Origin of the sequence: Tepidimonas sp., assembly GCF_029335975.1 — a bacterium.
Lineage (GTDB): Bacteria > Pseudomonadota > Gammaproteobacteria > Burkholderiales > Burkholderiaceae_C > Tepidimonas.
In genome coordinates this window covers 1-21,353 of sequence record NZ_JARJMT020000086.1, presented here as the reverse complement: position 1 = coordinate 21,353, position 21,353 = coordinate 1, and the positions used below count along the sequence as shown (strand labels likewise).

The window sequence follows — 21,353 nt, the reverse complement described above, 5'->3', positions numbered from 1 at the left end:
CGGCGGCATACAAGCGCGCATCTTGCCAAGTCTGAATGAGCTGCCCCTGCTGCATGACCACTTCGGGCACGACGACGGCCGCCAGCGCGGCAATCGGCGCGTACTGCAAGCCGCGCTCGGCCCAATGCGGCAACCGCCATGGCCGATCGGACAAAAAGAAAAAGCCACGCGTGATCACCGTCACCGCAGCCAGCGCGACGATGGTCAGCCATGTCAAGGGATTGAGATCAGCCATGCGGACGATGAGGGGGAATGGGGGCGCCGCGCAGCCAGCGTGGGCCATGCGCCTCGGCGATCAGACACACGACCACTGCCGCGGCAATCGCCACCACAATATTGAGCTTGAGCGGCAGGGCCCAGGCTGCCACCGCCGCCGCCCCGGCCACGACAGCCGACAGCACGCGCAAACGCGATGTGGCCAGCGAGCAGGCCACCCCCAACAACGCCAAAATCCCTGCAAAGCCCAACCCCCACTCGGTCGGAATGGCGTTGGCCAGCACGATGCCGATCACGCTCGCCGTCATCCAGAACACATAGTTGACGGCGCAGCTGCCAGCCAGGTAGGCTTCCTGGTCCAGCCGCTCCTGTTTGGTGCGCCCGGGGTGCGGAAAGCGCCGGGCGAAGAAGACGTAGCTCAAATCCCCCGTCAGGTAGCCAGTCAGCAGCCGCTGCCCGCGCGGCAGGTGGGCCAGATACGCGCGCAGGTGAATGGAAAACACCACGAAACGCAAATTGACGCAAAAAGCCGCCGCCAGGATCACCCAAAGCGGCGCCCCGGCCGTGATCAGCGGCACCGCCGTGAGTTGGGCGCTGCCCGCGTAGACGAGCAACGTCATCCACAGCGCCTCCAGCGGCGTCAGGCCGGACTTGACCATCGCCACCCCAGTCATCAGGCCCCAGGCCCCAATGCCGGTGGCCACGCTGACCAGTTCGCGCGCACCCGCGGCAAAGGTGGGCCGGCGCCACAACACCGGATTGAGAAACGATGCGCGCCAGAATGCGGCCGGCGCGGCGCTCATGCAGCCGCCCCCAGGTGCACGCCAGAAGACAGCGCCGTGCCGCGCAAAAAGTCCCCGGCGGCCAGGCGCTTGCCTCCCGCGCGCTGCACCTCGGTCAGCACCAGCACACCTTGGCCGGTTTGCACCCGGATGCCCGTCGCGTCCGCCGCCAGCACCGTGCCTGGCGCGGCCGACGGTGCCGCGGCCGCTTCGGCCCGGGCGCCCCAGACTTTGAGCACGGCGCCGTCCAGCGTGGTGGCCGCCCCGGGCACGGGGTCGAAGGCGCGCACGCGCCGCTCGAGCAGGGCAGCAGGCGCCGACCAGTCCAGCATCGCCTCGGCCTTGTCGATTTTGTGCGCATAGGTCACCCCATCGTCCGGCTGTGGGCGCCGGGGCAGCGGCGCAGCCTCGGCCGCTCGCAGGGCCTGCACCACCAGGCGCGCACCCAGACCGGCCAAGCGATCATGCAGCAATCCCGCCGTCTCCGTCGGACCGATCGGCACGGCCTCCATCGCCACGATATCGCCCGTGTCCAGCCCTTCATCCATCTGCATGAGGGTGATGCCGGTCTGTGCGTCGCCGGCCTCGATGGCGCGCTGGATGGGCGCGGCGCCGCGCCAGCGCGGCAACAGCGAAGCGTGGATATTCAGGCAGCCCAGCCGCGGCAGATCCAACACCCAGCGCGGCAGGATCAGCCCGTAAGCCGCCACCACCAGCACGTCGGGCCGCGCGGCTTGCAGCGCGGCGCGGGTGCACGCCGCGTCCTCGGCCCAGCGGCCGTCCAGTCGCAAGCCGCGCGGCTGCGCGATCGGCCAGCCGTGCATTTGGGCCAAGGCCTTGACCGGCGAGGGCTGTAATTTCATGCCGCGGCCGGCCGGTCGGTCGGGCTGCGTCAACACCGACACGACGGGAAAGCCCGCCTGCGCAATCGCCTGCAAGGCCCTGGCGGCAAACACCGGTGTGCCGGCAAACGCCACCCGCAACGCGGGGGTGGCCCCAGCCAGCGCAGTCAAAGCCGCGTCTCCGTCGGATCGGCGTGCAAGCGCTTGCGCGGCCGGACCTCGGCCGCAGCGCGGGCGGCCTCCCGCTCGGCCTTGAGCAGCTTCATCTTGATGCGCTCGCGCTTGAGCGGCGAGAGGTACTCGACGAACACCTTGCCCATCAGGTGATCCATCTCGTGCTGGATGCACACCGCCAGCAGCCCTTCGGCCTCGACGACACGGCTCGCTCCGTGCTCATCCAGCGCGCGCACGCGCACGGCCACCGAGCGCTCGACACCGTCGTAAATGCCGGGCACCGACAGGCACCCCTCCTCGCCCTTGCGCTTTTCCTCGCTGGCCCACTCGATCTCGGGGTTGATCAGCACCAGCGGCTGGTCGCGCGCTTCGCTCACGTCGATGACGATGATGCGCTCGTGGATGTCGACCTGCGTGGCCGCCAGGCCGATGCCGTTGGCGGCGTACATGGTGGCCAACATGCGCGGGATGATCGCGCGCACGCGCTCGTCCACGGCCGCGACCGGCTGGGCCACCTTGTGCAAGCGCGGGTCGGGATAGCGCAGGATGGGCAGGAGGTTGGAGGAAGCATTCATAAGCAAATGTCGGTATTTTCGCCACTTTCGGCCGGGCCTGCCAGCACGGCGTGAAACATCGCATTGCCAGAAGTGGGGGCAGACCGCACAATGCAAGGGTGGAATGGCTCTCAATGATTCTCCCGCGCCTGCACCCTGCACCTGTTCCGTTCGCTGCGGTGCCTGCCGTCCGAAGCGGCATCGGCACCTTTGTGTCGCGCTGGGGCGTGGCTGCCCTGTTGGGCGGCATGGTCTGCATCGCCGCGGCCGCGCCGCCCTATTCCGTGACCCCGCAGCAGCGCGATGCCGCCGAGCAGGTGGCTCAGGCGGGCGTCCCTCTGACGGAACTGGCCCCGAACGCGCCAGAGCGCTACACCGTGCAACGTGGCGATACCTTGTGGGATATTGCTGCGCGGTATCTGCAGCGCCCTTGGCGCTGGCCGCAGCTGTGGGGCATGAACCTGCAGCAGATTCGCAACCCCCACCTGATTTACCCTGGGCAGGTGCTGCTGCTCACCCGCGCCGGCGACCGCGCCGTGCTGCAGCTCGCTGCGGACACGCCGCCCACGGTCAAGCTCTCACCGCGCGTGCGCGCCGAACCGCTGCGTGACCTGGGCATCCCGCCGCTGCCTCTGGGGGCGATCGAACCCTTTCTGGCCGATGTGGACGTCGTCGATACCGACACCCACGAGCACGCTCCGCGCATCGTCGCCGGCCCGCAAGCGCGGGTGCTGTTGGGCCCGGGTGATCGCGCCTATGCCAGAGGTCAGTATGGTGCCGGCGATGCCCTCTCGGGCGACGCGCTCGAAGCGCCCGTCGGCCGCCCCCGCGTGCTGTCGATCTACCGCAATGCGACGGCACTGCGGGATCCAGAAACCAGCGAGGTGCTGGGTTATGAAACCCACGCCGTGGGCCGCGCGCAGCTCGCGCGCAGCGAACGTGTAGTCGAGGGACCCGACGGGCAGCCGACCGTGGTGCCCGCGACCGTCGACATCCTGCAGGCGCGCGAGGAAATCCGCATCGGCGACCGGCTGCTGCCCCAGTCTGGGCGCGACACGTTCCTGTACATCCCGCATGCCCCTGCTGCACCGATCCAAGGCCAGATCGTCAAGGTGCACGGTGATGCCTTGCGCTATGCGGGGCAAAACCAAATCGTCGTGCTCAACCGGGGGCGTGTCGATGGGCTGGAGGTGGGTCATGTGCTCGCCGTGCTAAAAGAGCGGACCCGCCTGATCGACAAGACCGACGAGGTCCGCCCGGATCTCTTACTGCCTGGGGAGCGCAACGGACTGATGATGGTATTTCGCACCTTCGAGCGTGTCTCGCATGCCCTGATCCTGCAGATCACCGACGGCGTCCAGAGCGGAGATCGGTTCGCCAACCCGTGACGCAGACTGGTCGAGAACAGAGCGTATGGCACCGGACGACTGGAGCGCATGGTTGCAACTGATCGCCACCCCCGGGGTGGGCTCGGCGACGCTGCGCCGGCTGCTGGCGGCGTTTGGCCCGCCGACGGCGGTTTTGGCCCAACCCCAGGGGTCCTTGGCCGAGGCGGTGGGGCCCGCGCTGGCCAGCCGCCTCCAGACCGAGCCCCCTGATTGGCCCGCGCTGCACGCGCGCACCCAAGCATGGCTAGCCCAGCCCGACCACCACCTGATCGCTCTGGGTGATGCGGCCTACCCCGCCAGCCTGCTCACCACCCCGGACCCGCCTGCGCTGTTGCATGTGGTCGGCGACCCCGCCGCATTGAGCGCACCCCGGGCGATGGCGGTCGTCGGCAGCCGCAACCCCACCCCGCAAGGCGCCGAAAACGCACGCGCCTTCGCCCGCACGCTGGCGGCGCAGGGTGTGTGCATCGTGTCGGGGCTGGCCGTCGGCATCGACGCCGCTGCGCATGAGGGCGCCCTGGCCGCTGGGGGCCAAACGGTGGCGGTGGTCGGCACCGGGGTGGATCGCGTCTATCCGGCGCGGCACAGGACGCTGGCCCACCAGATCGCGGCCGCAGGCTGCCTGGTGAGCGAACACCCCTTGGGCACGCCACCGCTGGCGCCACATTTTCCGCGCCGCAACCGAATCATCGCCGGGCTGGCGCACGGCACACTGGTGGTGGAGGCCTCGCTCGGATCGGGATCGATCATCACGGCGGAACTGGCCACCCAAATGGGGCGGGAGGTGTTTGCCATCCCCGGCTCGATCCATTCGCCGCAGTCGCGGGGCTGCCATGCCCTGATCCGGCAGGGGGCCAAGCTGGTGGAGACTGCCGAGCACATCCACGAAGAGCTGCACGCGGTTTGGAGCTTGAACGCCGCTGCCCCGGCCCCCGCCAGTGGCACGGCACCGTTGCCCACCGACGACCCCGTGCTGACCGCCCTGGGCCACGACCCCACGCCGTTTGACCTGCTGCAAGCGCGCTGCGGCTGGGACACGGCCCGCCTGCAAGCCCACCTGCTGACGCTGGAGTTGGACGGATGCGTGCAGCGGCTACCCGGTGGACTGCTGCAGCGCGTGGTGCAGGCCTGAGCTGCAGGCACGCGCCCGCTTCGCCTCAGACCACGGCGCCGGCATTCGGGTCGTCGCCCTCGCCCGCCTTCTTGGTCGCCTTGACCAGATCTTCGCGCCGGATGCCCAGCCACATGGCAATGCCCGCCGCCACGAACACCGACGAATAGATCCCGAACAGGATGCCGATGGTCAGCGCCAGCGCAAAATAATGCAGCGTCGGGCCGCCAAACAGCAGCATCGACAGCACCATCGCCTCGGTCGAGCCGTGGGTGATGATGGTGCGGCTCATGGTCGAGGTGATCGCATGGTCGATGACTTCGCGCACCGTCATCTTGCGCTGGCGGCGGAAGGTCTCGCGGATGCGGTCGAAGATGACCACCGACTCGTTGACCGAGTAACCCAGCACGGCCAGCACCGCCGCCAACACCGCCAGCGAGAACTCCCACTGGAAGAAGGCGAAAAAGCCCAGAATGATGACGACGTCGTGCAAGTTGGCGATGATGGCAGCGACCGCATACTTCCACTCGAAGCGCACGGCCAAATAGACCATGATGCCGACGATGACGAAGACCAGCGCAAGCAGCCCGTTTTCGACCAGCTCACGGCCGACCTGGGGCCCCACGAACTCGGTGCGGCGCAGCTCCACTGCCGGGTCCTGGGCACGCAGGGCCGCCAGCAGTTGCTCGGTCTGCTGGCCGGAGTTCAGACCCTCGCGCAGCGGCAGGCGGATCATCACATCGCGCGAACTGCCAAAGTTCTGCACCGGCACTTCGGTATAGCCCAAGCCCGCCACGGCCGCCCGCACCTGCCCCAGATCGGCCGGCTGCGCATAGGACACCTCCACCACGGTGCCGCCGGTGAACTCGACCGACAGATGCAGGCCGCGCGTGAGCAAAAAGAACACCGCCGCCAAAAAAGTCACCAAAGACACTAGGTTCAGCACCAGCATGTGGCGCGTAAACGGGATGTCCTTGCGAACGCGAAACAGTTCCATCCTCGCTCTCCTGGCGGATCAGTCGGCCTTGGCGGCGCCCGAAGGCGCGACGCGGATGCCAATCGAGACGGCACGCAGTTTTTTCTGGCGCCCGTACCACAGGTTGACCAGCCCACGCGAGAAGAACACGGCCGAGAACATGCTGGTCAGGATGCCTATGCAATGCACGACGGCAAAGCCGCGCACCGGCCCCGAGCCGAATGTCAACAGCGCCAGCCCCGCCAGCAGCGAGGTGATATTGGAGTCCAGAATCGTGTTCCAGGCGTGCTCATAGCCCTTGTGGATCGCCGTCTGCGGCGCAGAGCCGTTGCGCAGCTCCTCGCGCACCCGTTCGTTGATGAGCACATTGGCATCGATCGCCATGCCCAGCGTCAGTGCGATGGCAGCAATGCCGGGCAGCGTCAGCGTCGCCTGCAGCATGGACAGCACCGCCACCAGCAGCATCAGGTTGACCGCCAGTGCCACGCTGGAGAACACCCCGAACAGCCGGTAGTAGACACACATGAAGGCAACCACCACCGCAAAGCCCCAGACCACGCTGTTGAAGCCCATGCGGATGTTGTCGGCACCCAGACTCGGACCGATGGTGCGCTCCTCGATGATCTCCATCGGCGCGGCCAGCGAACCGGCGCGCAGCAGCAGCGCGGTGTCGTTGGCCTCCTGCGTCGTCATGCGACCGGAGATTTGCACACGGCCCCCGCCGATTTCAGTGCGGATGACCGGCGCCGTCACCACCTCGCCCCTGCCCTTCTCGAACAGCAGGATCGCCATGCGCTTGCCGACATTCTCGCGCGTCACGTCGCGAAACACCCGTGCCCCCTTGCCGTCCAGCGTCAGATTGACCACTGGCTCCTGCGTCTGGCTGTCGAAGCCCGCTTGCGCATCGGTCAGGTTCTCGCCAGTCAGTATCACCTCCCGCTTGACAATGACCGGCGCCCCGTTGCGGTCCAAATAGCGTTCGGAGCCAAACGGCACCGGCCCCGCATTGCGCTCGGCGGCCAGCCCCTCGGGGCTTTCGTCCACCATGCGGATCTCCAGCGTCGCGGTGCGGCCCAGGATGTCCTTGGCCTTGGCGGTGTCCTGCACGCCGGGCAGTTGCACGACGATGCGGTCCAGCCCCTGCTGCTGGATCACCGGTTCGGCCACGCCCAGCTCGTTGATGCGGTTGCGCAGGGTCAATATATTCTGCTTGAGCGCTTGTTCTTGGGTGCGGCGCACCGCTTCGGGGCGAAGGGTGAGCAGGAGCACCGTCTCGGCCCCATCGTCGCGCTCGGCCAGCTGCACATCTGCAAAATCGCGTGCGATCAGGTCGCCGGCCGCACGCGCGGTGGCCGCATCGCGCACGCGCACCAGCACCGCCTGCTCTTCGCGGCGCACACCACCGTGGCGAATGCCTTTGTCCCGCAAGGTGGTGCGCACATCGGCGGCAATGCCCTCGACGCGCTTGTCCACGGCGCCAGCCATATCCACCTGCAGCAAGAAGTGCACCCCCCCACGCAGGTCCAGCCCCAAATACATGGGCTGCGCACCCAGCCTCTGCAGCCAGGCCGGGGTGCGCGGCAGCAAATTGAGGGCCACCACATGGGACGGGTTGGCGGGATCGGAATTGAGGGCCCGCTCGATCGCGTCGCGCGCCTTGAGCTGTAACTCCGTCGAGGCAAAACGCGCCTTGACGGTCTGCCCGTCGAACTGGATCGCCTCCGCCCCCAGGTTGGCCGCCGCAAGGGCCTGCTCGACGCGGGCCACGATGCTTTCGTCCAGACGCTGCGCAGCGCGCGCCGATGAGATCTGTACGGCGGGCGCCTCGCCAAAAAAGTTGGGCAGGGTGTACAGGGTGGCGATGACGAGCACGACCACCAGGGTCGTGTACTTCCACCAGGGATATCGGTTCATGGACGAACGCCTTGGCGGCACACAGGGTGTCGCAAATGGGCTCGGGCCGGCAGCGCCGGCCTCGGCTTATTTGAGGGTGCCCTTGGGCAGCACCTGCACGACGGCGGTGCGCTGCAGTTGTACCTCCACCCCGTCGGCCAGCTCGATGCCGATGGTGGACTCACCCAGCTTGGAGACTTTGCCCAGCAGACCGCCGGCGGTGACGACTTCATCGCCTTTGGCCAAGGCATCGATCATGGCCTTGTGCTCCTTTTGGCGCTTCATCTGCGGCCGGATCATGACGAAGTACAGCACCACGAACATGAGCACCAGCGGCAGCAGGCTCATGAGCGTGGAGGGGGTGTCGCCGCCCGCAGCGGCCTGGGCGTAGGCATTGGAGATGAACACGTCGGATTCCTCTGGCGTGCAAAGGGTTGGGGGACATCGGGGCAGGCCCGCACCGGCAGGCACTCGCGGGCCATCCACGATGACAAACGTCCATTGTAGCCCGCGGCCTGCGCGCCACGTCGGGACGGCGACAGGGCGGCTCGATCACCCGGCAGGCGCGCGGTCGGATGGCACGCCCGCCCGGTGGGTCAGGCGGCGCGGGCGGCCGCTGTCGGCGCGGCGACGGCGTCGCCCGCACGCCAGCGCCGCAGCAGCTCGTCCCACAGCGGGCGGGCCGCCTGCAGGTTGCGCTCCTTGACATGACCAAAGCCCTTGACCCGCGCCGGCCAGCGGGCAATCTCCAACGCCAGCGGCAGCCGGTCTGCCCGCAGATCGCGCAACACCTCCTCGACTGCGGCCTCGTACTCGCGGATCAAGGCCCGCTCGGTGCGACGCTCCTGCGTGTGGCCGAAGGGGTCGAAAGGAGTGCCACGCAGCCCTTTGAGCCGGGCCAACACGCGGAAAGCCCCCATCACCCAGGGGCCGTATTCGCGTTTGATGAGCTCACCCTTGTCGTTGCGTCGGGCCAGCAGCGGCGGCGCCAGATGGAAGCGCAACCTGAAATCGCCCTCGAACTGCTCGCGCAGGCGCTGCAAAAAAGCGCCATCGGTGTACAACCGTGCCACCTCATACTCATCCTTGTACGCCATCAGCTGCGCCAGATGCCGGGCGACGGCCTCGGTCAGCGCGGTCGAGCCCGTGCCCAGCGCCGCCTCGGCCACTTGCACGCGGCGCACCAGGGACTCGAAACGCTGCGCGTAGGCCGCGTTCTGGTAGGCCGTCAAATGCTCCACCCGCACGCGGATCACCTGCTCCAGCGTCGGCCGCGGCCGCAGCTCGACCACCTGCGCCGGCTGCAGCCAGCGCTTGACAGCCCCCTCGTCGTGCGCGACGCGCCGCCCCCATTCGAAGGCCGCCTTGTTGGCCCCCACCGCCACGCCGTTGAGCTCGATGGCGCGCTCCAGCGACTCGCGCCGCAGCGGGATCCAACCCTTCTGCCACGCATAGCCCAGTACCATCGGGTTGACGTAGAGCGTATCGCCCAACGCCTTGAGCGCCAGCGCCTCGGCATCAAAAGCCCCCACGCCCACGCCGCCCACTGCCTCGGTAATGGCCGCGACACAGCGCGCCGACGGATTCTGCCAGGCCCCGTCCTTGACGAAGGCCGCGGTCGGGGTGGCCTGCGCGTTCAGGGCGACGCGGGTGCGGCCCTCGCGCATGCGCACCAACGTCTCTGGACTGGCCGCGACGATCGGATCACACGCCAGAATCAGGTCGGCGGCGGCAGTGCCCACGCGCGTGGTTAGGATGTCGTCCTGCCGTGCGCCAATGAGCACATGGCTCCAGGTCGCGCCGCCCTTTTGCGCCAGCCCGGCGGCGTCCTGGGTGACGATGCCCTTGCCCTCGAGATGCGCGGCGACACCGAGCAACTGACCGATGGTGATGACGCCCGTGCCGCCCACCCCCGCCACGACGATGCCCCAGGCGCCGGTGCCGGCCCGCAGCTCGGGCAAGGACGGCTCGGGCAGCGGCGGCAGGCCCTTGAGGTCGGGCGCGGCGGCGGCGCGGCCAGGCTTGCGCGGCTTGGCGCCTTCCACCGTCACGAAGCTGGGGCAAAACCCCTGGGTGCAGGAAAAATCCTTGTTGCAGGTGCTCTGGTTGATGGTGCGCTTACGCCCGAATTCGGTCTCCAGCGGCTCTACGCTCAAGCAGTTGCTCTGCACACCACAGTCGCCGCATCCCTCACACACCCGCTCATTGATCACAGCACGCCGGTCCGGATCGACCATCAGACCACGCTTGCGGCGGCGGCGCTTCTCGGTGGCACAGGTCTGGTCATAGACGATGACCGTCACGCCTTCGGTGTCGCGGCACTCGCGCTGCACCCGGTCCAGCTCGCTGCGGTGCAGCACTGGCACATCGGCCGGCAGCGTCAGCGTCACGCCGCCCAGGGTGGTGTGCTGGGCATGGGCATACTTGGCCGGCTCGTCGGTGACGATGAAGAGCTTGCGCACCCCTTCGCTGCGCAGGCTGTGCACGATCTGCAGCACCGAGTGGCCCTCGGGCCGCTCGCCGACTGGCTGACCACCGGTCATCGCCACAGCGTCGTTGTAGAGGATCTTGTAGGTGATGTTCACCCCCGCCGCGATGGCCTGGCGGATGGCCAGCAGCCCGCTGTGAAAATAGGTCCCATCACCCAGGTTGGCAAAGATGTGTTTTTCGCGCGTGAACGGCTGCTGCCCGACCCACGGCACCCCCTCGCCGCCCATCTGGGTGAAGGCAAGGGTGTTGCGGTCCATCCAGATCGCCATGTAGTGGCAACCGATGCCAGCCATGGCCCGCGAGCCCTCCGGCACCCGGGTCGAGGTGTTGTGCGGACAGCCGGAACAAAACCAGGGCACGCGCTGGGCATCGGCGGTGTGCACCAGAATGGTCTGCAGCGAGCGTTCGCGCGCCTCGATCACGGCCAATTGCGCCTGCACCCGTGCCGCGATGTCGCTGCCCTCGGGCAACAGGCCGCGCTTGGTCAGCCGCCGCGCCAGCGCACGCGCGATGACGGCGGGCGTCAGATCGGCGTTGGCGCGCAGCAGCGTGTGCGCGCTCGGGTTGGGCACCGACCACTCGCCGCCGGAGTGGTCGCCCTCGATTTCGTCGAACTTGCCGAGCACGTCCGGGCGCACATCGGCACGCCAGTTGTACAGCTCCTCCTTGAGCTGGTACTCGATGACCTGGCGCTTTTCCTCCACCACCAAAATCTCGCGCAAACCCTGCGCGAACGCGCGCGTGATCTGTGCCTCCAGCGGCCAGGCCACCGCCACCTTGTGCACGCGGATGCCGAGCTGTCGGCAGGTGGCCTCATCCAGCCCCAAGTCGTGCAGCGCCTGGCGCAGGTCGTTGTAGGCCTTGCCGCTGGCGATGATGCCGTAGCGGTCGTGCGGCCCCTCGATGACGTTGTGGTTGAGTCGGTTGGCACGCACATAGGCCAGCGCCGCATACCACTTGAAGTCCATCAGCCGCGCCTCCTGCTCCAGCGGCGCGTCGGGCCATCGGATGTGCACGCCGCCCGGGGGCATCTCGAAGTCGTCCGGCAGCGCGGTGCGCACGCGCTCGGGATCGATCTCCACCGTAGCGCTGGACTCGACGATCTCCTGGATCGTCTTCATGCCGGTCCACACGCCGGCGTAGCGGCTCATGGCCCAAGCGTGTAGGCCCAGATCCAGGATCTCTTGCACATTGGCCGGGAAAAACACCGGCAACCCGCAGGCCTTGAAGATGTGGTCGCTTTGGTGCGCGGCGGTGGAACTCTTGGCGACATGGTCGTCGCCGGCCACGGCGATCACACCCCCCCACGGCGTGGTGCCCGCCAGGTTGGCGTGTTTGAACACATCGCTGCAGCGATCCACCCCCGGTCCCTTGCCGTACCACAGGCCAAAGACGCCGTCATACTGGGCGCTACCCGGGGGCGCAAAGCCGAGCTGCTGCGTACCCCAGACGGCGGTGGCGGCCAACTCCTCGTTGACGCCGGGCTGGAAGACGACATGATGCGCCTTGAGGTGCTCGCGCGCCTTCCACAGCGCCTGGTCGTAGCCGCCCAGCGGCGAGCCGCGGTAACCGCTGATGAAGCCGGCGGTGCGCTTGCCGGCCAGGGCGTCGCGCTGCTGCTGCAGCATCGGCAGGCGCACCAGCGCCTGCACCCCGCTCATGAACGCGCGGCCGCGATCGAGGGCGTATTTGTCGTCAAGCGAGACGGATTCCAGCGCGCGCCGGATGTGCTCGGGCAAGGGAGCGGTCATGGCAGAGAACTCCTTCGAGGCAAAACGGGCCGGTCAGCCCCCATGCGGACGTCGGGTCTGCCAAATACACCCGAGGTGAGCGTGCAACCAGGATCGCCGGCTGCCGCACCTGTTCATCGCACTCGTCCGCGCCTGGGCGCAGTGTAGGGCTGGCTGGCGCGGCAAGCACAGTTTCCCGCTTGCGGACGGGGCTTTTTTCGGGAAATCCCTGATGGCGCCCCTCTCATCCGCCTATCCTACCCCGCCGCCGTCAAGCCTGGCAAGCGCGGCGGCCTGCAGTCCCGTTGCACAGTGCTACAGTGCGGTCAAACTTCCATGGACGTCGTTGCCCCAGCCCCTGTTGCCCACACCGGCCCCACGCGCCATGCGCTGCGCGGGCTGACCCGCGCCTTGGTCACGGCGGTGGCCTACCTGATCGGTGGCGTGTTGGCCTTGGAATTGCGCGTTCCGCCGGACTACGCCATCGTGGTGTTCTTTCCCGCTGGTGTAGCCGCCGGCGCCGCGCTGATCTGGGGCCGGTGGGCGTGGCCCGGCATTCTGGCTGGCGCGCTGGCGGTGCAGATCCTGACCCATTACCGCATAGGCGCCGACTGGCACCACTGGGCGATTGGGGTGCCTGCGCTGGGCGCGACGGTCATGGCAGCGGTCTCGGCCTGGGCCATTCGGCGCTGGATCGGCTACCCATCTACCCTGGACGAGCCGCGTCTGGTGCTGCGGCTGCTGTTCGTGGTGCTGCCCTTGGGCGCGCTGCTCAACGCCAGCGTGGCCGTGCCGGCGCTGGTCGCCCGTGGCATCATCAGCACGGCCGATGCCTGGGGACAATGGGCGAGCTGGTGGCTGGGCGATGCCCTGGGTGCAGTGCTGATCGTGCCGCTGATGTGGGTGGCCTTTGGCGAACCGCGCTCGGTATGGCAGGCGCGGCGCCGGGGCGTGGGCATACCGCTTGCACTGTCGCTGCTGCTGGCCGCTGGCGTGGTGCGGGTGTTGGCCGATGCCCAAACCCAGCAGTTGCGGCTGCGCGCCGAGCAGGCAGGGGAACAAGCGGCGCAAGCGTTGCAGCGCCGTCTGGATGCACAGATCGATGCGCTACAGGCCATGGCGGAATTGATGGCGCATGCGCCCACCATGGGTCAAGACGAATTCGAGCGCTCGGCGCAGCTGTGGCTGCGCCGCTACCCCGGCACGCAAAACTTCAGCTTCAATCGGCGGGTCTCGCGCGCCGACCGCCCAATGTACGAATGCTGCGACCCGGGCTGGCCGATCCTGGGGCGCGACGCCTCGGGCCAGCGCTTTCCGGCGCCGGACGCCGACGAGCATATCGTGATCACACGGCTGGCGCCGCTGGCCAGCAATCAGGCCGCGCGCGGACTGGACATTCTGACCTTCGAGCCGCTGCGGCAGGCGGTTCAACGGGCGATCGACAGCGAACGTCCACAGGCCACCGAAGCCTTCCGGCTGGTACAGGAGCGAGGCTCCCAGCGCGGCATCGTCGTCTACCAAGCGGTGCGCGCGGCCGGGGGCAGCGGCGATCTCCTGGGAGTCGTCTCGACCGCGTTTCGCATGGGGGATGTCACCCAGGCAGGGTTGGAAGCCGTGCCGCTGGAGGGTTTGACGCTGTGCCTGATGGACCGCGACGCCGGCCTGGACAACCAGCGCCTGGCGGGGCCGCAGGGCTGCGAGCGCGCCACATCGCCGAATCATTTGGGCGCGCGCACCGAGTGGCCGCTGCGCTTTGCCCAGCGCGCCTGGGTGCTGCGGCTGGACACCACCGAGGGCTTTTGGCGGCAGAACGCAGCCGACGCGCGCATGTACGTGACGGCGAGCACGGCCTTCCTGACGATGGCGTTGCTGGCCGCGTTTTTGCTGGTTACCACCGGCCAGCGCCGGCGTGTCGAGCAGTTGGTAGAGCAGCGCACGCTCGAGCTGGCACGCAGCCATGCCAGCCTGATGCAGCTCGCCCACTTCGATGCCCTTACCGGCTTGGTCAATCGCAGCTTCTGGACCGAACAGGCCGAGGCGGTGCTGTCCACGGCACGGCGCAGCGGGCAGGAGGTGGGCATCATCTTTTTGGATTTGGACCGCTTCAAGCATGTCAACGACAGTCTGGGGCACGCGCAGGGGGATCGGCTGCTGCAGACGGTGGCGACGCGGCTACAAGCGTGCTTGCGCTCGCGCGATGTGCTGGGCCGCTTCGGCGGCGACGAATTCATCGCCCTGCTGCCCTGGGTCAAAGGGCGCGACGGCGCGGCCACCGTGGCGCGCAAGATGGCCCGCACTCTAGATGAGCCAATCGAGCTGGACGGCGTGCAGGTGCGCGTCGGTGCCAGCATGGGGGTGACGGTGTTCCCCTACGACGGCAGCACGGTGGAGGCCTTGCTGCGCCATGCCGACGCCGCCATGTACGCCGCCAAGGCGGCGGGCCGCAACCAATGGCTTTTTTTCGAGCCGTCCATGCATGCGCACGCCTCGCGCCGGCTTACCCTGGAGTCCGCGCTGCGCCAAGCGGTCGACGATCCGCAGCGCGGCGGCCTGAGCCTGGTCTACCAGCCCCAGATCGATGCCGATGGGCGCCGTTTGCTCGGGCTGGAGGTCTTGTTGCGCTGGGACGACCCTGTCTTGGGCCCGATCTCGCCGGCGGAATTCATCGGCGTGGCCGAGGACGCCGGCATCATCGACCGCCTGGGTGCATGGGTGCTGCAGACCGCGTGCCGACAGCTCGCCGCTTGGCACGCCAGCGCCGACGCTGCCTTGTTCGCGCAGGTACGGCTGGCGGTCAACATCTCACCTGTCGAATTTGCCCGCCCGGGTTTCATGGACCATGTGCGCGAGGCAATGCGCGAACTGGGGTCTACCACCAGCCAGCTGCTGGAGCTGGAGATCACCGAGAGCCTGTTGGTGCAGGCCGGCGCCGACGTCACCGAGCGTATGCGCGCCCTCACTGAACTGGGGGTCGAGCTGTGCCTGGACGATTTTGGAACCGGCTACTCCAGCTTGGGCTATCTGCAGCGCCTGCCGATTGGCAAGCTCAAGATCGACCGCTCGTTCGTCAACGGGGTGCCGGCAGACCCGGACAGCGCGGCCATCGTGCGTGCCACGCTGTCCATGGCACACGACCTGGGTCTGCGGGTGGTGGCCGAAGGGGTAGAAACACCACAACAGCGCGATTTTCTGCGCCAGCACGGCTGCGACGCCTTCCAGGGCTGGCTCTATGCCCGCGCGATGGCCCCCGTCGAACTCTTGGTCTGGCTGCGTGCCCGGCAAAGCGTGCCGGTTTGAGCCTGCCGTGCACCGGCCCGGCCACCGCGCGCCCAAAGCCGCACCCCAACGCGCGGCAGAGGACGCACAATCCCGGGCATGGACCTCAAGCCCTTGATCACGCTGCTGGCCATCGTCAATCCACTGGCGATCGTTCCCTTCTTCATCCATTACACCTTGGGTTTTTCCGCGCGCCAGCGCCGACGCACCATCGCCATCTCGGCCCTGTCGGCGTTCGCGGTGATCGCCGTCTGCGCCCTGGCGGGGCTGCAACTCCTGGAATTTTTTGGCATTTCGCTGGCCAGCTTCCAAGTCGGCGGTGGCATGCTGCTGCTGATGTCATCCCTGTCCATGCTCAACGCCCAGCCCGCTGAGGCCAAGACCACCCGCGACGAGATGGACGACGCAGCCAGCCGCACCTCCATCGCCGTCGTGCCGCTGACCATTCCATTGCTCACGGGGCCCGCTACCATGTCCACTGTGGTCATCTACGCCGACCAGGCCAAAACCTTCTGGCAGCACGCGGCGTTGGTGGGCTATGGCGTGATCATCGCCGCTGCCACGGCGCTGTGCTTCACCCTGGCCGAGCCGATCGCGCGCGTGCTCGGCAAGACCGGCATCAACGTCATGACGCGGCTCATGGGCCTGATCCTGGCTGCCCTGGCCGTGGAGGTGATGGCCAGTGGACTCACCCGGCTGTTTCCCGCTTTGGCGGGCTGAAGCGCCTGGCGGCCCAATCCGGCACAATTGACGCATGGATGCAGGCTACGAATACCGGGTCGTCTTTTTCTGCATGGGCAATATTTGCCGCAGCCCAACGGCACATGGCGTGTTTCGCCAGCGGCTGCAGGACCGCAACCTGCATCAGCGGGTCGCGGTGTCGTCGGCTGGCACCCACGCCTATCACGTGGGCGAGCCGCCCGACCCCCGCAGCCAACACCACGCCCGGCTGCGTGGCTACGATTTGGCCGATCTGCGCGCCCGGCAGCTGACGGCCCTCGACTGCGAGCGCGCCGATCTGCTGCTGGCCATGGATTGGGACAACCTGGCCCTGGCCGAAGCCCTGTGCCCGCCCCCGCACCGGCGCAAACTGCGGCGACTGACGGAATTTTGCCGCCACCACGACAGCCCCGTGGTCCCGGATCCGTACTACGGCGGCGCCGACGGTTTCGAGCATGTGCTCGATCTGATCGAAGATGCGTGCGACGGCCTGCTCGACCACATCGAACGCGTGCTCGCCGCCCGCGTCGATGCGCGCCACTGATGCCATGAACACCCGCCCTTGTCCTCCCGAATCGCGCCCTGCCGGACCGCTGCAAGGCATCCGGGTGTTGGAGCTGGGCCAACTCATCGCGGGGCCTTTCGCAGCCAAAACCCTCGCCGACTTTGGGGCCGATGTCATCAAGATCGAACCCCCCGAAGGTGGCGACCCACTGCGCAAATGGCGCCTGCTGCGCGAGGGCACATCCGTCTGGTGGGAAGTGCAGTCGCGCAACAAACGCTCCGTGCGCGCCGACCTGCGCCACCCGGACGGGCAGGCCCTGGTGCGACGCTTGGCGGCCGAGGCGGATGTCTTGATCGAAAACTTCAAGCCCGGCACGCTGGAAGGCTGGGGCCTGGGCTGGGACGCCTTGCACGCCCTCAACCCGCGGTTGATCATGCTGCGCCTGTCCGGCTACGGTCAAACCGGCCCCTATGCGCACAAGCCAGGCTTTGGCATGCTGGGCGAGGCCATGGGCGGCCTGCGCTACCTGACCGGCGAGCCGGGCCGGGTGCCGGTACGGACCGGCGTTTCAATCGGCGACTCGATCGCGGCACTGCACGGCGTCATCGGTGTGTTGCTGGCGCTCTACCACCGCGACGCCCGGGGTGGTCGAGGCCAGATGGTGGATGTCGCGCTGTATGAGAGCGTGTTCAACCTGATGGAGAGCCTGTTGCCGGAGTACGATGCCTTCGGTGTGGTGCGCGAGCGCGCCGGCAGCGCCTTGCCGGGCATCGCCCCTTCCAACGCCTACCGCTGCCGCCCGGGGGCGGACGGGCAGGACAACTATGTGCTGATCGGCGGCAACGGGGATGGCATTTTCCGCCGTCTGATGCACGCCATTGGCCGGGACGACTTGGCCCAGGATCCCGACCTCGCCCACAACGACGGGCGGGCCCGGCGCGCCGCGGAACTCGACGCCGCCATCGAGGCCTGGACGCGCGGCCGCAGCGTGGACGAAGTCATCGCCGCGCTGGACGCCGCCGACGTGCCAGTGGGCAAGATCTACACCGCCGCCGACATCGCCACCGATGCCCAGTATCTGGCGCGCGGCATGGTGGTGCAGAGCACGGATCGCGAGGGCCGCCCGCTCAAGGTGCCTGGCATCGTCCCCAAGCTGAGCGATACCCCTGGCGCGCTGCGCCACCCGGCCCCGCGGCTGGGTGAACACGACGCCGACGTCGCCGGCGCGGCAGGCTGGCCGCGCCCGCGCGACGCGCAAGCTGAATGAGAAAAACCCGCCGGTGGATTACCGGCGGGTTTGACTGTTTGGTTGCGCGGGATGGATTTGAACCACCGACCTTTGGGTTATGAGCCCAACGAGCTACCAGACTGCTCCACCGCGCGTCAGAAGCTGAAATTATAGCACGATCACTCGGCTTTGTCGTCTGCTGGGGCAGCGTCCGCCGCCGGCTCGGCACGATCGACCAATTCCATGTAGGCCATCGGCGCATTGTCGCCGACGCGAAAGCCCATCTTCAGGATGCGCGTGTAGCCGCCGGGACGGTTTTGGAAGCGCGGGCCCAGCTCGTTGAACAGCTTGACCACCGTGTCGCGGTCGCGCAGGCGGTCGAACGCCAGACGGCGGTTGGCCAGCGTCGGGGTCTTGGCCAGCGTGATCAGCGGCTCGACGACGCGGCGCAATTCCTTGGCCTTGGGCAGCGTGGTCTTGATGGCTTCGTGTTTGAGCAGCGAGTTGGCCATGTTGCGCAGCATCGCCTGGCGGTGGGCGCTGGTGCGGTTGAGTTTGCGAAGTCCGTGTCCGTGACGCATGGTAGGTTCCTTTCTGTCTTGTCACCGGCGGCCGGATCAGGTACCACCGGGGGTCACTGGGGTTGAGGGAAAACGGTCAGTGCTTTTCCAGCCCGGCCGGGGGCCAATTGTCGAGCTTCATGCCCAGCGTCAGGCCGCGCGAGGCCAGCACTTCTTTGATCTCGTTGAGCGACTTGCGGCCCAGGTTGGGGGTTTTGAGCAACTCGTTCTCGGTGCGCTGGATCAGATCACCGATGTAGTAGATGTTTTCGGCTTTCAGGCAGTTGGCCGAACGCACGGTCAGCTCCAGCTCGTCGACCGGGCGCAGCAGGATCGGGTCGAACGCCGGAGCCCCTGCCTTGGCAGCCGCACCGGCCTCGAACGCGGCGCCGCCTTCGAGCTGCGCGAACACCGACAGCTGCTCGACCAGAATTTTGGCGGCGGCCCGCACGGCTTCCTCCGGCCCAATCGCGCCGTTGGTCTCGATATCCAGCACCAGCTTGTCCAGATCGGTGCGCTGCTCCACGCGGGCGTTTTCCACCGCGTAGCTGACCCGCTTGATCGGGGAAAACGACGCATCCAGCACGATACGGCCAATGCTGTTGCGGTGGTCGTCGCCCTTGCGCAGGTTGCCCGGCACATAGCCGCGGCCCTTCTCGACCTTGATCTGCATATCCAGCTTGGCGCCAGGCGCCAAGGTGGCGATCAGATGCTCGGGGTTGAGGATCTCGACGTCGTGCGGTGTCTGGATGTCGCCGGCCGTGACCACACCTTCGCCTTCTTTGCGCAGGCTCAGCGTGACCTCGTCGCGGTTGTGCAGCTTGAACACCACCCCCTTGAGGTTGAGCAGGATGTGCACCACATCCTCCTGCACCCCATCGATGGTAGAAAATTCGTGCACCACGCCAGCGATCGTGACTTCCGTCGGTGCGTGCCCGACCATCGACGACAGCAGCACCCGCCGCAACGCATTGCCCAGGGTGTGGCCATAGCCCCGCTCGAAGGGCTCGAGCGTCACTTCGGCACGATGGGCCGACAGGCGCTCGACTTGGATGGTTTTCGGTTTGAGCAGGTTATTCAGCATTCGGACTTCCTTCAATACCCTCGGCTCGTTACACCGATAAGGCCGATGGAGCACAAAATCCCGGATCCCGCACGATGCAGGATCCGGGCTCTAATGGGGCGCGCCCGACGATCAACGCGAGTACAGTTCGACGATCAGCGACTCGTTGATGTCGGCACCGAATTCATCGCGATCCGGCACCTTCTTGAAAACACCTTCGCACTTGTCGGCCGCCACTTCAACCCATCCCGGGAAGCCGATCTGCTTGGCCAGCTCCAGCGCTTCCTTGACGCGGTTTTGATTGCGGGCCTTCTCGCGCACGGCAATGACATCGCCAGCACTGACCAGGTAAGACGGGATGTTGACCGTTTGGCCGTTGACGCTGATGCCCTTGTGTGAAACGAGCTGACGGGCCTCGGCACGGGTAGAGGCGAAACCCATGCGATAGACCACGTTGTCCAAGCGCGACTCGAGAATGGCCAGCAGGTTTTGACCAGTATTACCACGACGGCGATCGGCCTCGGCAAAATAGCGGCGGAACTGGCGCTCCAGCACGCCGTACATGCGCTTGACCTTTTGCTTCTCGCGCAACTGCAAACCGAAGTCCGACGCGCGCGAGCCCGAGGTGCGACCGTGCTGGCCGGGCTTGGTATCGAATTTGGCCTTGTCGCTGATGGAGCGACGCGCGCTCTTCAGAAACAGGTCGGTGCCTTCGCGGCGGGAGAGTTTGGCCTTGGGGCCGAGATAACGTGCCACTGGTGATCCTTTCCGTACTGCCGCAATCCACCCCGATCAGGGTCATTGCGGGAGCCAGCGGGTGGGCGCAATGGCGCGCCTGCCCTCGCTGGCAGTGGTCTACACATCAATGCCGCCCAGCGCACAGGCGCAAGCAGCATCCAAAGAAAACTTGACATTCTAGCGTGCTTCGGCGCTGTTTGCGTCACGCAGCCAACGCGCCCTCAGATACGGCGGCGCTTCGGGGGGCGGCAGCCGTTATGCGGCACCGGGGTCACATCCGAGATGGATGTGATCTTGATGCCCAGGGCCCCCAGCGCACGCACCGAGGACTCGCGCCCTGGACCGGGCCCCTTGATCTCGACGTCCAGGTTCTTGATCCCCTGCTCCATCGCCGCGCGGCCAGCGGCCTCGGAGGCGACCTGCGCGGCAAATGGGGTGGACTTGCGCGAGCCCTTGAAACCCTGACCCCCTGCCGACGCCCAGGCGAGCGCATTGCCTTGGCGATCGGTGATGGTGATGATGGTGTTGTTGAACGACGCGTGCACATGCGCGATACCGTCGGCAATGTTCTTGCGAACCTTCTTGCGCACACGGGCGGCGGCGTTGGCGGAAGGAGACTTGGCCATGACTGTCCTTTATGCGGCGGATTACTTCTTCAGCGACTGGGCGGCTTTGCGCGGACCTTTGCGCGTGCGCGCATTGGTCTTGGTGCGCTGGCCACGCACGGGCAGGCCACGACGGTGACGGAAACCGCGATAGCAACCGATGTCCATCAAGCGCTTGATACTCATCGTCACCTCACGACGCAAGTCGCCCTCGATCGTGAAGCGGCCGACCTGCTCGCGCACCTTTTCGAGCTCGGCGTCAGACAGGTCCTTGATCTTCTTGGAATATGGAATGCCGCAAGCGTCGCAAATCTGGCGCGCGCGGGTGCGGCCAATGCCGTAGATCGCCGTCAGGCCAATCTCGGCGTGCTTGTGCGGCGGAATGTTGATACCAGCAATACGTGCCATGGTGGTCCTCTACTCGAATCAGCCTTGACGCTGCTTGTGTCGCGGGTCGGTGCAAATCACGCGCACGACGCCATGGCGACGGATGATCTTACAG

General features: G+C 67.2%; 20 protein-coding genes and 1 tRNA gene. 6 read left to right on the top strand and 15 right to left on the bottom strand.

What is annotated here, in order from left to right; all coding sequences use genetic code 11:
• From P3W97_RS04935 to def, 4 genes are all read right to left on the bottom strand, one after another.
• The coding region (locus P3W97_RS04935; protein WP_300844347.1) for an AzlD domain-containing protein at positions 1 to 235 on the bottom strand (235 nt) is incomplete at its 3' end.
• Complete coding sequence (locus P3W97_RS04930) at positions 228 to 1,019, bottom strand: AzlC family ABC transporter permease (RefSeq protein WP_300844345.1); 792 nt, start codon at positions 1,017 to 1,019, stop codon at positions 228 to 230. The genes P3W97_RS04935 and P3W97_RS04930, both read right to left, overlap by 8 nt.
• Entirely contained in the window at positions 1,016 to 1,981 is a 966-nt protein-coding gene (fmt, locus tag P3W97_RS04925) for a methionyl-tRNA formyltransferase (RefSeq protein WP_300844351.1), read from the bottom strand. The genes P3W97_RS04930 and fmt overlap by 4 nt, the downstream gene beginning before the upstream one ends.
• Positions 1,982 to 2,007: 26 nt before the next feature.
• Entirely contained in the window at positions 2,008 to 2,589 is a 582-nt protein-coding gene (def, locus tag P3W97_RS04920) for a peptide deformylase (RefSeq protein WP_300844343.1), read from the bottom strand.
• A 158-nt stretch (positions 2,590 to 2,747) separates the two neighbouring features.
• On the opposite strand from def, the gene P3W97_RS04915 reads away from it, so the two are divergent.
• Positions 2,748 to 3,956: a LysM peptidoglycan-binding domain-containing protein gene (locus tag P3W97_RS04915; protein ID WP_300844341.1), complete on the top strand. Its 1,209-nt coding sequence runs from the start codon at positions 2,748 to 2,750 to the stop codon at positions 3,954 to 3,956.
• 25 nt (positions 3,957 to 3,981) lie between these two features.
• Positions 3,982 to 5,088 carry a DNA-processing protein DprA gene (dprA, locus tag P3W97_RS04910; RefSeq protein ID WP_300844338.1) on the top strand — a complete coding sequence of 369 codons (1,107 nt, stop codon included), beginning with the start codon at positions 3,982 to 3,984 and terminating at the stop codon, positions 5,086 to 5,088.
• A gap of 25 nt (positions 5,089 to 5,113) precedes the next feature.
• Here the strand turns inward: dprA and secF are convergent, their stop codons facing one another.
• The 4 genes from secF to P3W97_RS04890 form a co-directional block, all read right to left on the bottom strand.
• The gene (gene secF, locus P3W97_RS04905; RefSeq protein ID WP_300844335.1) at positions 5,114 to 6,064 is read right to left on the bottom strand and encodes a protein translocase subunit SecF; all 951 of its coding nucleotides are present in this window, start codon (positions 6,062 to 6,064) and stop codon (positions 5,114 to 5,116) included.
• Between the two features lie 18 nt (positions 6,065 to 6,082).
• The gene (gene secD, locus P3W97_RS04900) at positions 6,083 to 7,957 is read right to left on the bottom strand and encodes a protein translocase subunit SecD (RefSeq protein ID WP_300844333.1); all 1,875 of its coding nucleotides are present in this window, start codon (positions 7,955 to 7,957) and stop codon (positions 6,083 to 6,085) included.
• A 66-nt stretch (positions 7,958 to 8,023) separates the two neighbouring features.
• A complete protein-coding gene (gene yajC, locus P3W97_RS04895) occupies positions 8,024 to 8,344 on the bottom strand; it encodes a preprotein translocase subunit YajC (RefSeq protein ID WP_300844331.1) in 321 nt (106 codons plus the stop codon).
• Positions 8,345 to 8,532: 188 nt separating this feature from the next.
• Positions 8,533 to 12,177, bottom strand: a complete 3,645-nt coding sequence (locus tag P3W97_RS04890; protein ID WP_300844329.1) for an indolepyruvate ferredoxin oxidoreductase family protein — start codon at positions 12,175 to 12,177, stop codon at positions 8,533 to 8,535.
• Between the two features lie 315 nt (positions 12,178 to 12,492).
• Here P3W97_RS04890 and P3W97_RS04885 point away from each other — a divergent pair, with 315 nt between their 5' ends.
• The 4 genes from P3W97_RS04885 (at position 12,493) to P3W97_RS04870 (ending at position 17,924) form a co-directional block, all read left to right on the top strand.
• Complete coding sequence (locus P3W97_RS04885) at positions 12,493 to 15,453, top strand: EAL domain-containing protein (protein WP_300844327.1); 2,961 nt, start codon at positions 12,493 to 12,495, stop codon at positions 15,451 to 15,453.
• A gap of 78 nt (positions 15,454 to 15,531) precedes the next feature.
• Positions 15,532 to 16,152: a MarC family protein gene (locus tag P3W97_RS04880; RefSeq protein ID WP_300844325.1), complete on the top strand. Its 621-nt coding sequence runs from the start codon at positions 15,532 to 15,534 to the stop codon at positions 16,150 to 16,152.
• A 34-nt stretch (positions 16,153 to 16,186) separates the two neighbouring features.
• Positions 16,187 to 16,696: a low molecular weight protein-tyrosine-phosphatase gene (locus P3W97_RS04875; RefSeq protein ID WP_300844323.1), complete on the top strand. Its 510-nt coding sequence runs from the start codon at positions 16,187 to 16,189 to the stop codon at positions 16,694 to 16,696.
• A 4-nt stretch (positions 16,697 to 16,700) separates the two neighbouring features.
• Entirely contained in the window at positions 16,701 to 17,924 is a 1,224-nt protein-coding gene (locus tag P3W97_RS04870) for a CoA transferase (protein WP_300844320.1), read from the top strand.
• 39 nt (positions 17,925 to 17,963) lie between these two features.
• Here the strand turns inward: P3W97_RS04870 and P3W97_RS04865 are convergent.
• The 7 genes from P3W97_RS04865 to rpmJ form a co-directional block, all read right to left on the bottom strand.
• Positions 17,964 to 18,040: transfer RNA gene (locus P3W97_RS04865), tRNA-Met, on the bottom strand.
• Between the two features lie 24 nt (positions 18,041 to 18,064).
• Positions 18,065 to 18,466: a 50S ribosomal protein L17 gene (gene rplQ, locus P3W97_RS04860; RefSeq protein WP_300844318.1), complete on the bottom strand. Its 402-nt coding sequence runs from the start codon at positions 18,464 to 18,466 to the stop codon at positions 18,065 to 18,067.
• Between the two features lie 76 nt (positions 18,467 to 18,542).
• Positions 18,543 to 19,529 carry a DNA-directed RNA polymerase subunit alpha gene (rpoA, locus tag P3W97_RS04855; protein WP_300844316.1) on the bottom strand — a complete coding sequence of 329 codons (987 nt, stop codon included), beginning with the start codon at positions 19,527 to 19,529 and terminating at the stop codon, positions 18,543 to 18,545.
• A 111-nt stretch (positions 19,530 to 19,640) separates the two neighbouring features.
• On the bottom strand, positions 19,641 to 20,264 hold the full coding sequence (gene rpsD / locus P3W97_RS04850; protein WP_300844314.1) for a 30S ribosomal protein S4: 624 nt from the start codon (positions 20,262 to 20,264) through the stop codon (positions 19,641 to 19,643).
• A gap of 203 nt (positions 20,265 to 20,467) precedes the next feature.
• Entirely contained in the window at positions 20,468 to 20,872 is a 405-nt protein-coding gene (rpsK, locus tag P3W97_RS04845) for a 30S ribosomal protein S11 (RefSeq protein ID WP_043700250.1), read from the bottom strand.
• Positions 20,873 to 20,893: 21 nt separating this feature from the next.
• Positions 20,894 to 21,259 carry a 30S ribosomal protein S13 gene (gene rpsM, locus P3W97_RS04840; RefSeq protein ID WP_300844311.1) on the bottom strand — a complete coding sequence of 122 codons (366 nt, stop codon included), beginning with the start codon at positions 21,257 to 21,259 and terminating at the stop codon, positions 20,894 to 20,896.
• 18 nt (positions 21,260 to 21,277) lie between these two features.
• The coding region (rpmJ, locus tag P3W97_RS04835; protein ID WP_300844349.1) for a 50S ribosomal protein L36 at positions 21,278 to 21,353 on the bottom strand (76 nt) is incomplete at its 5' end.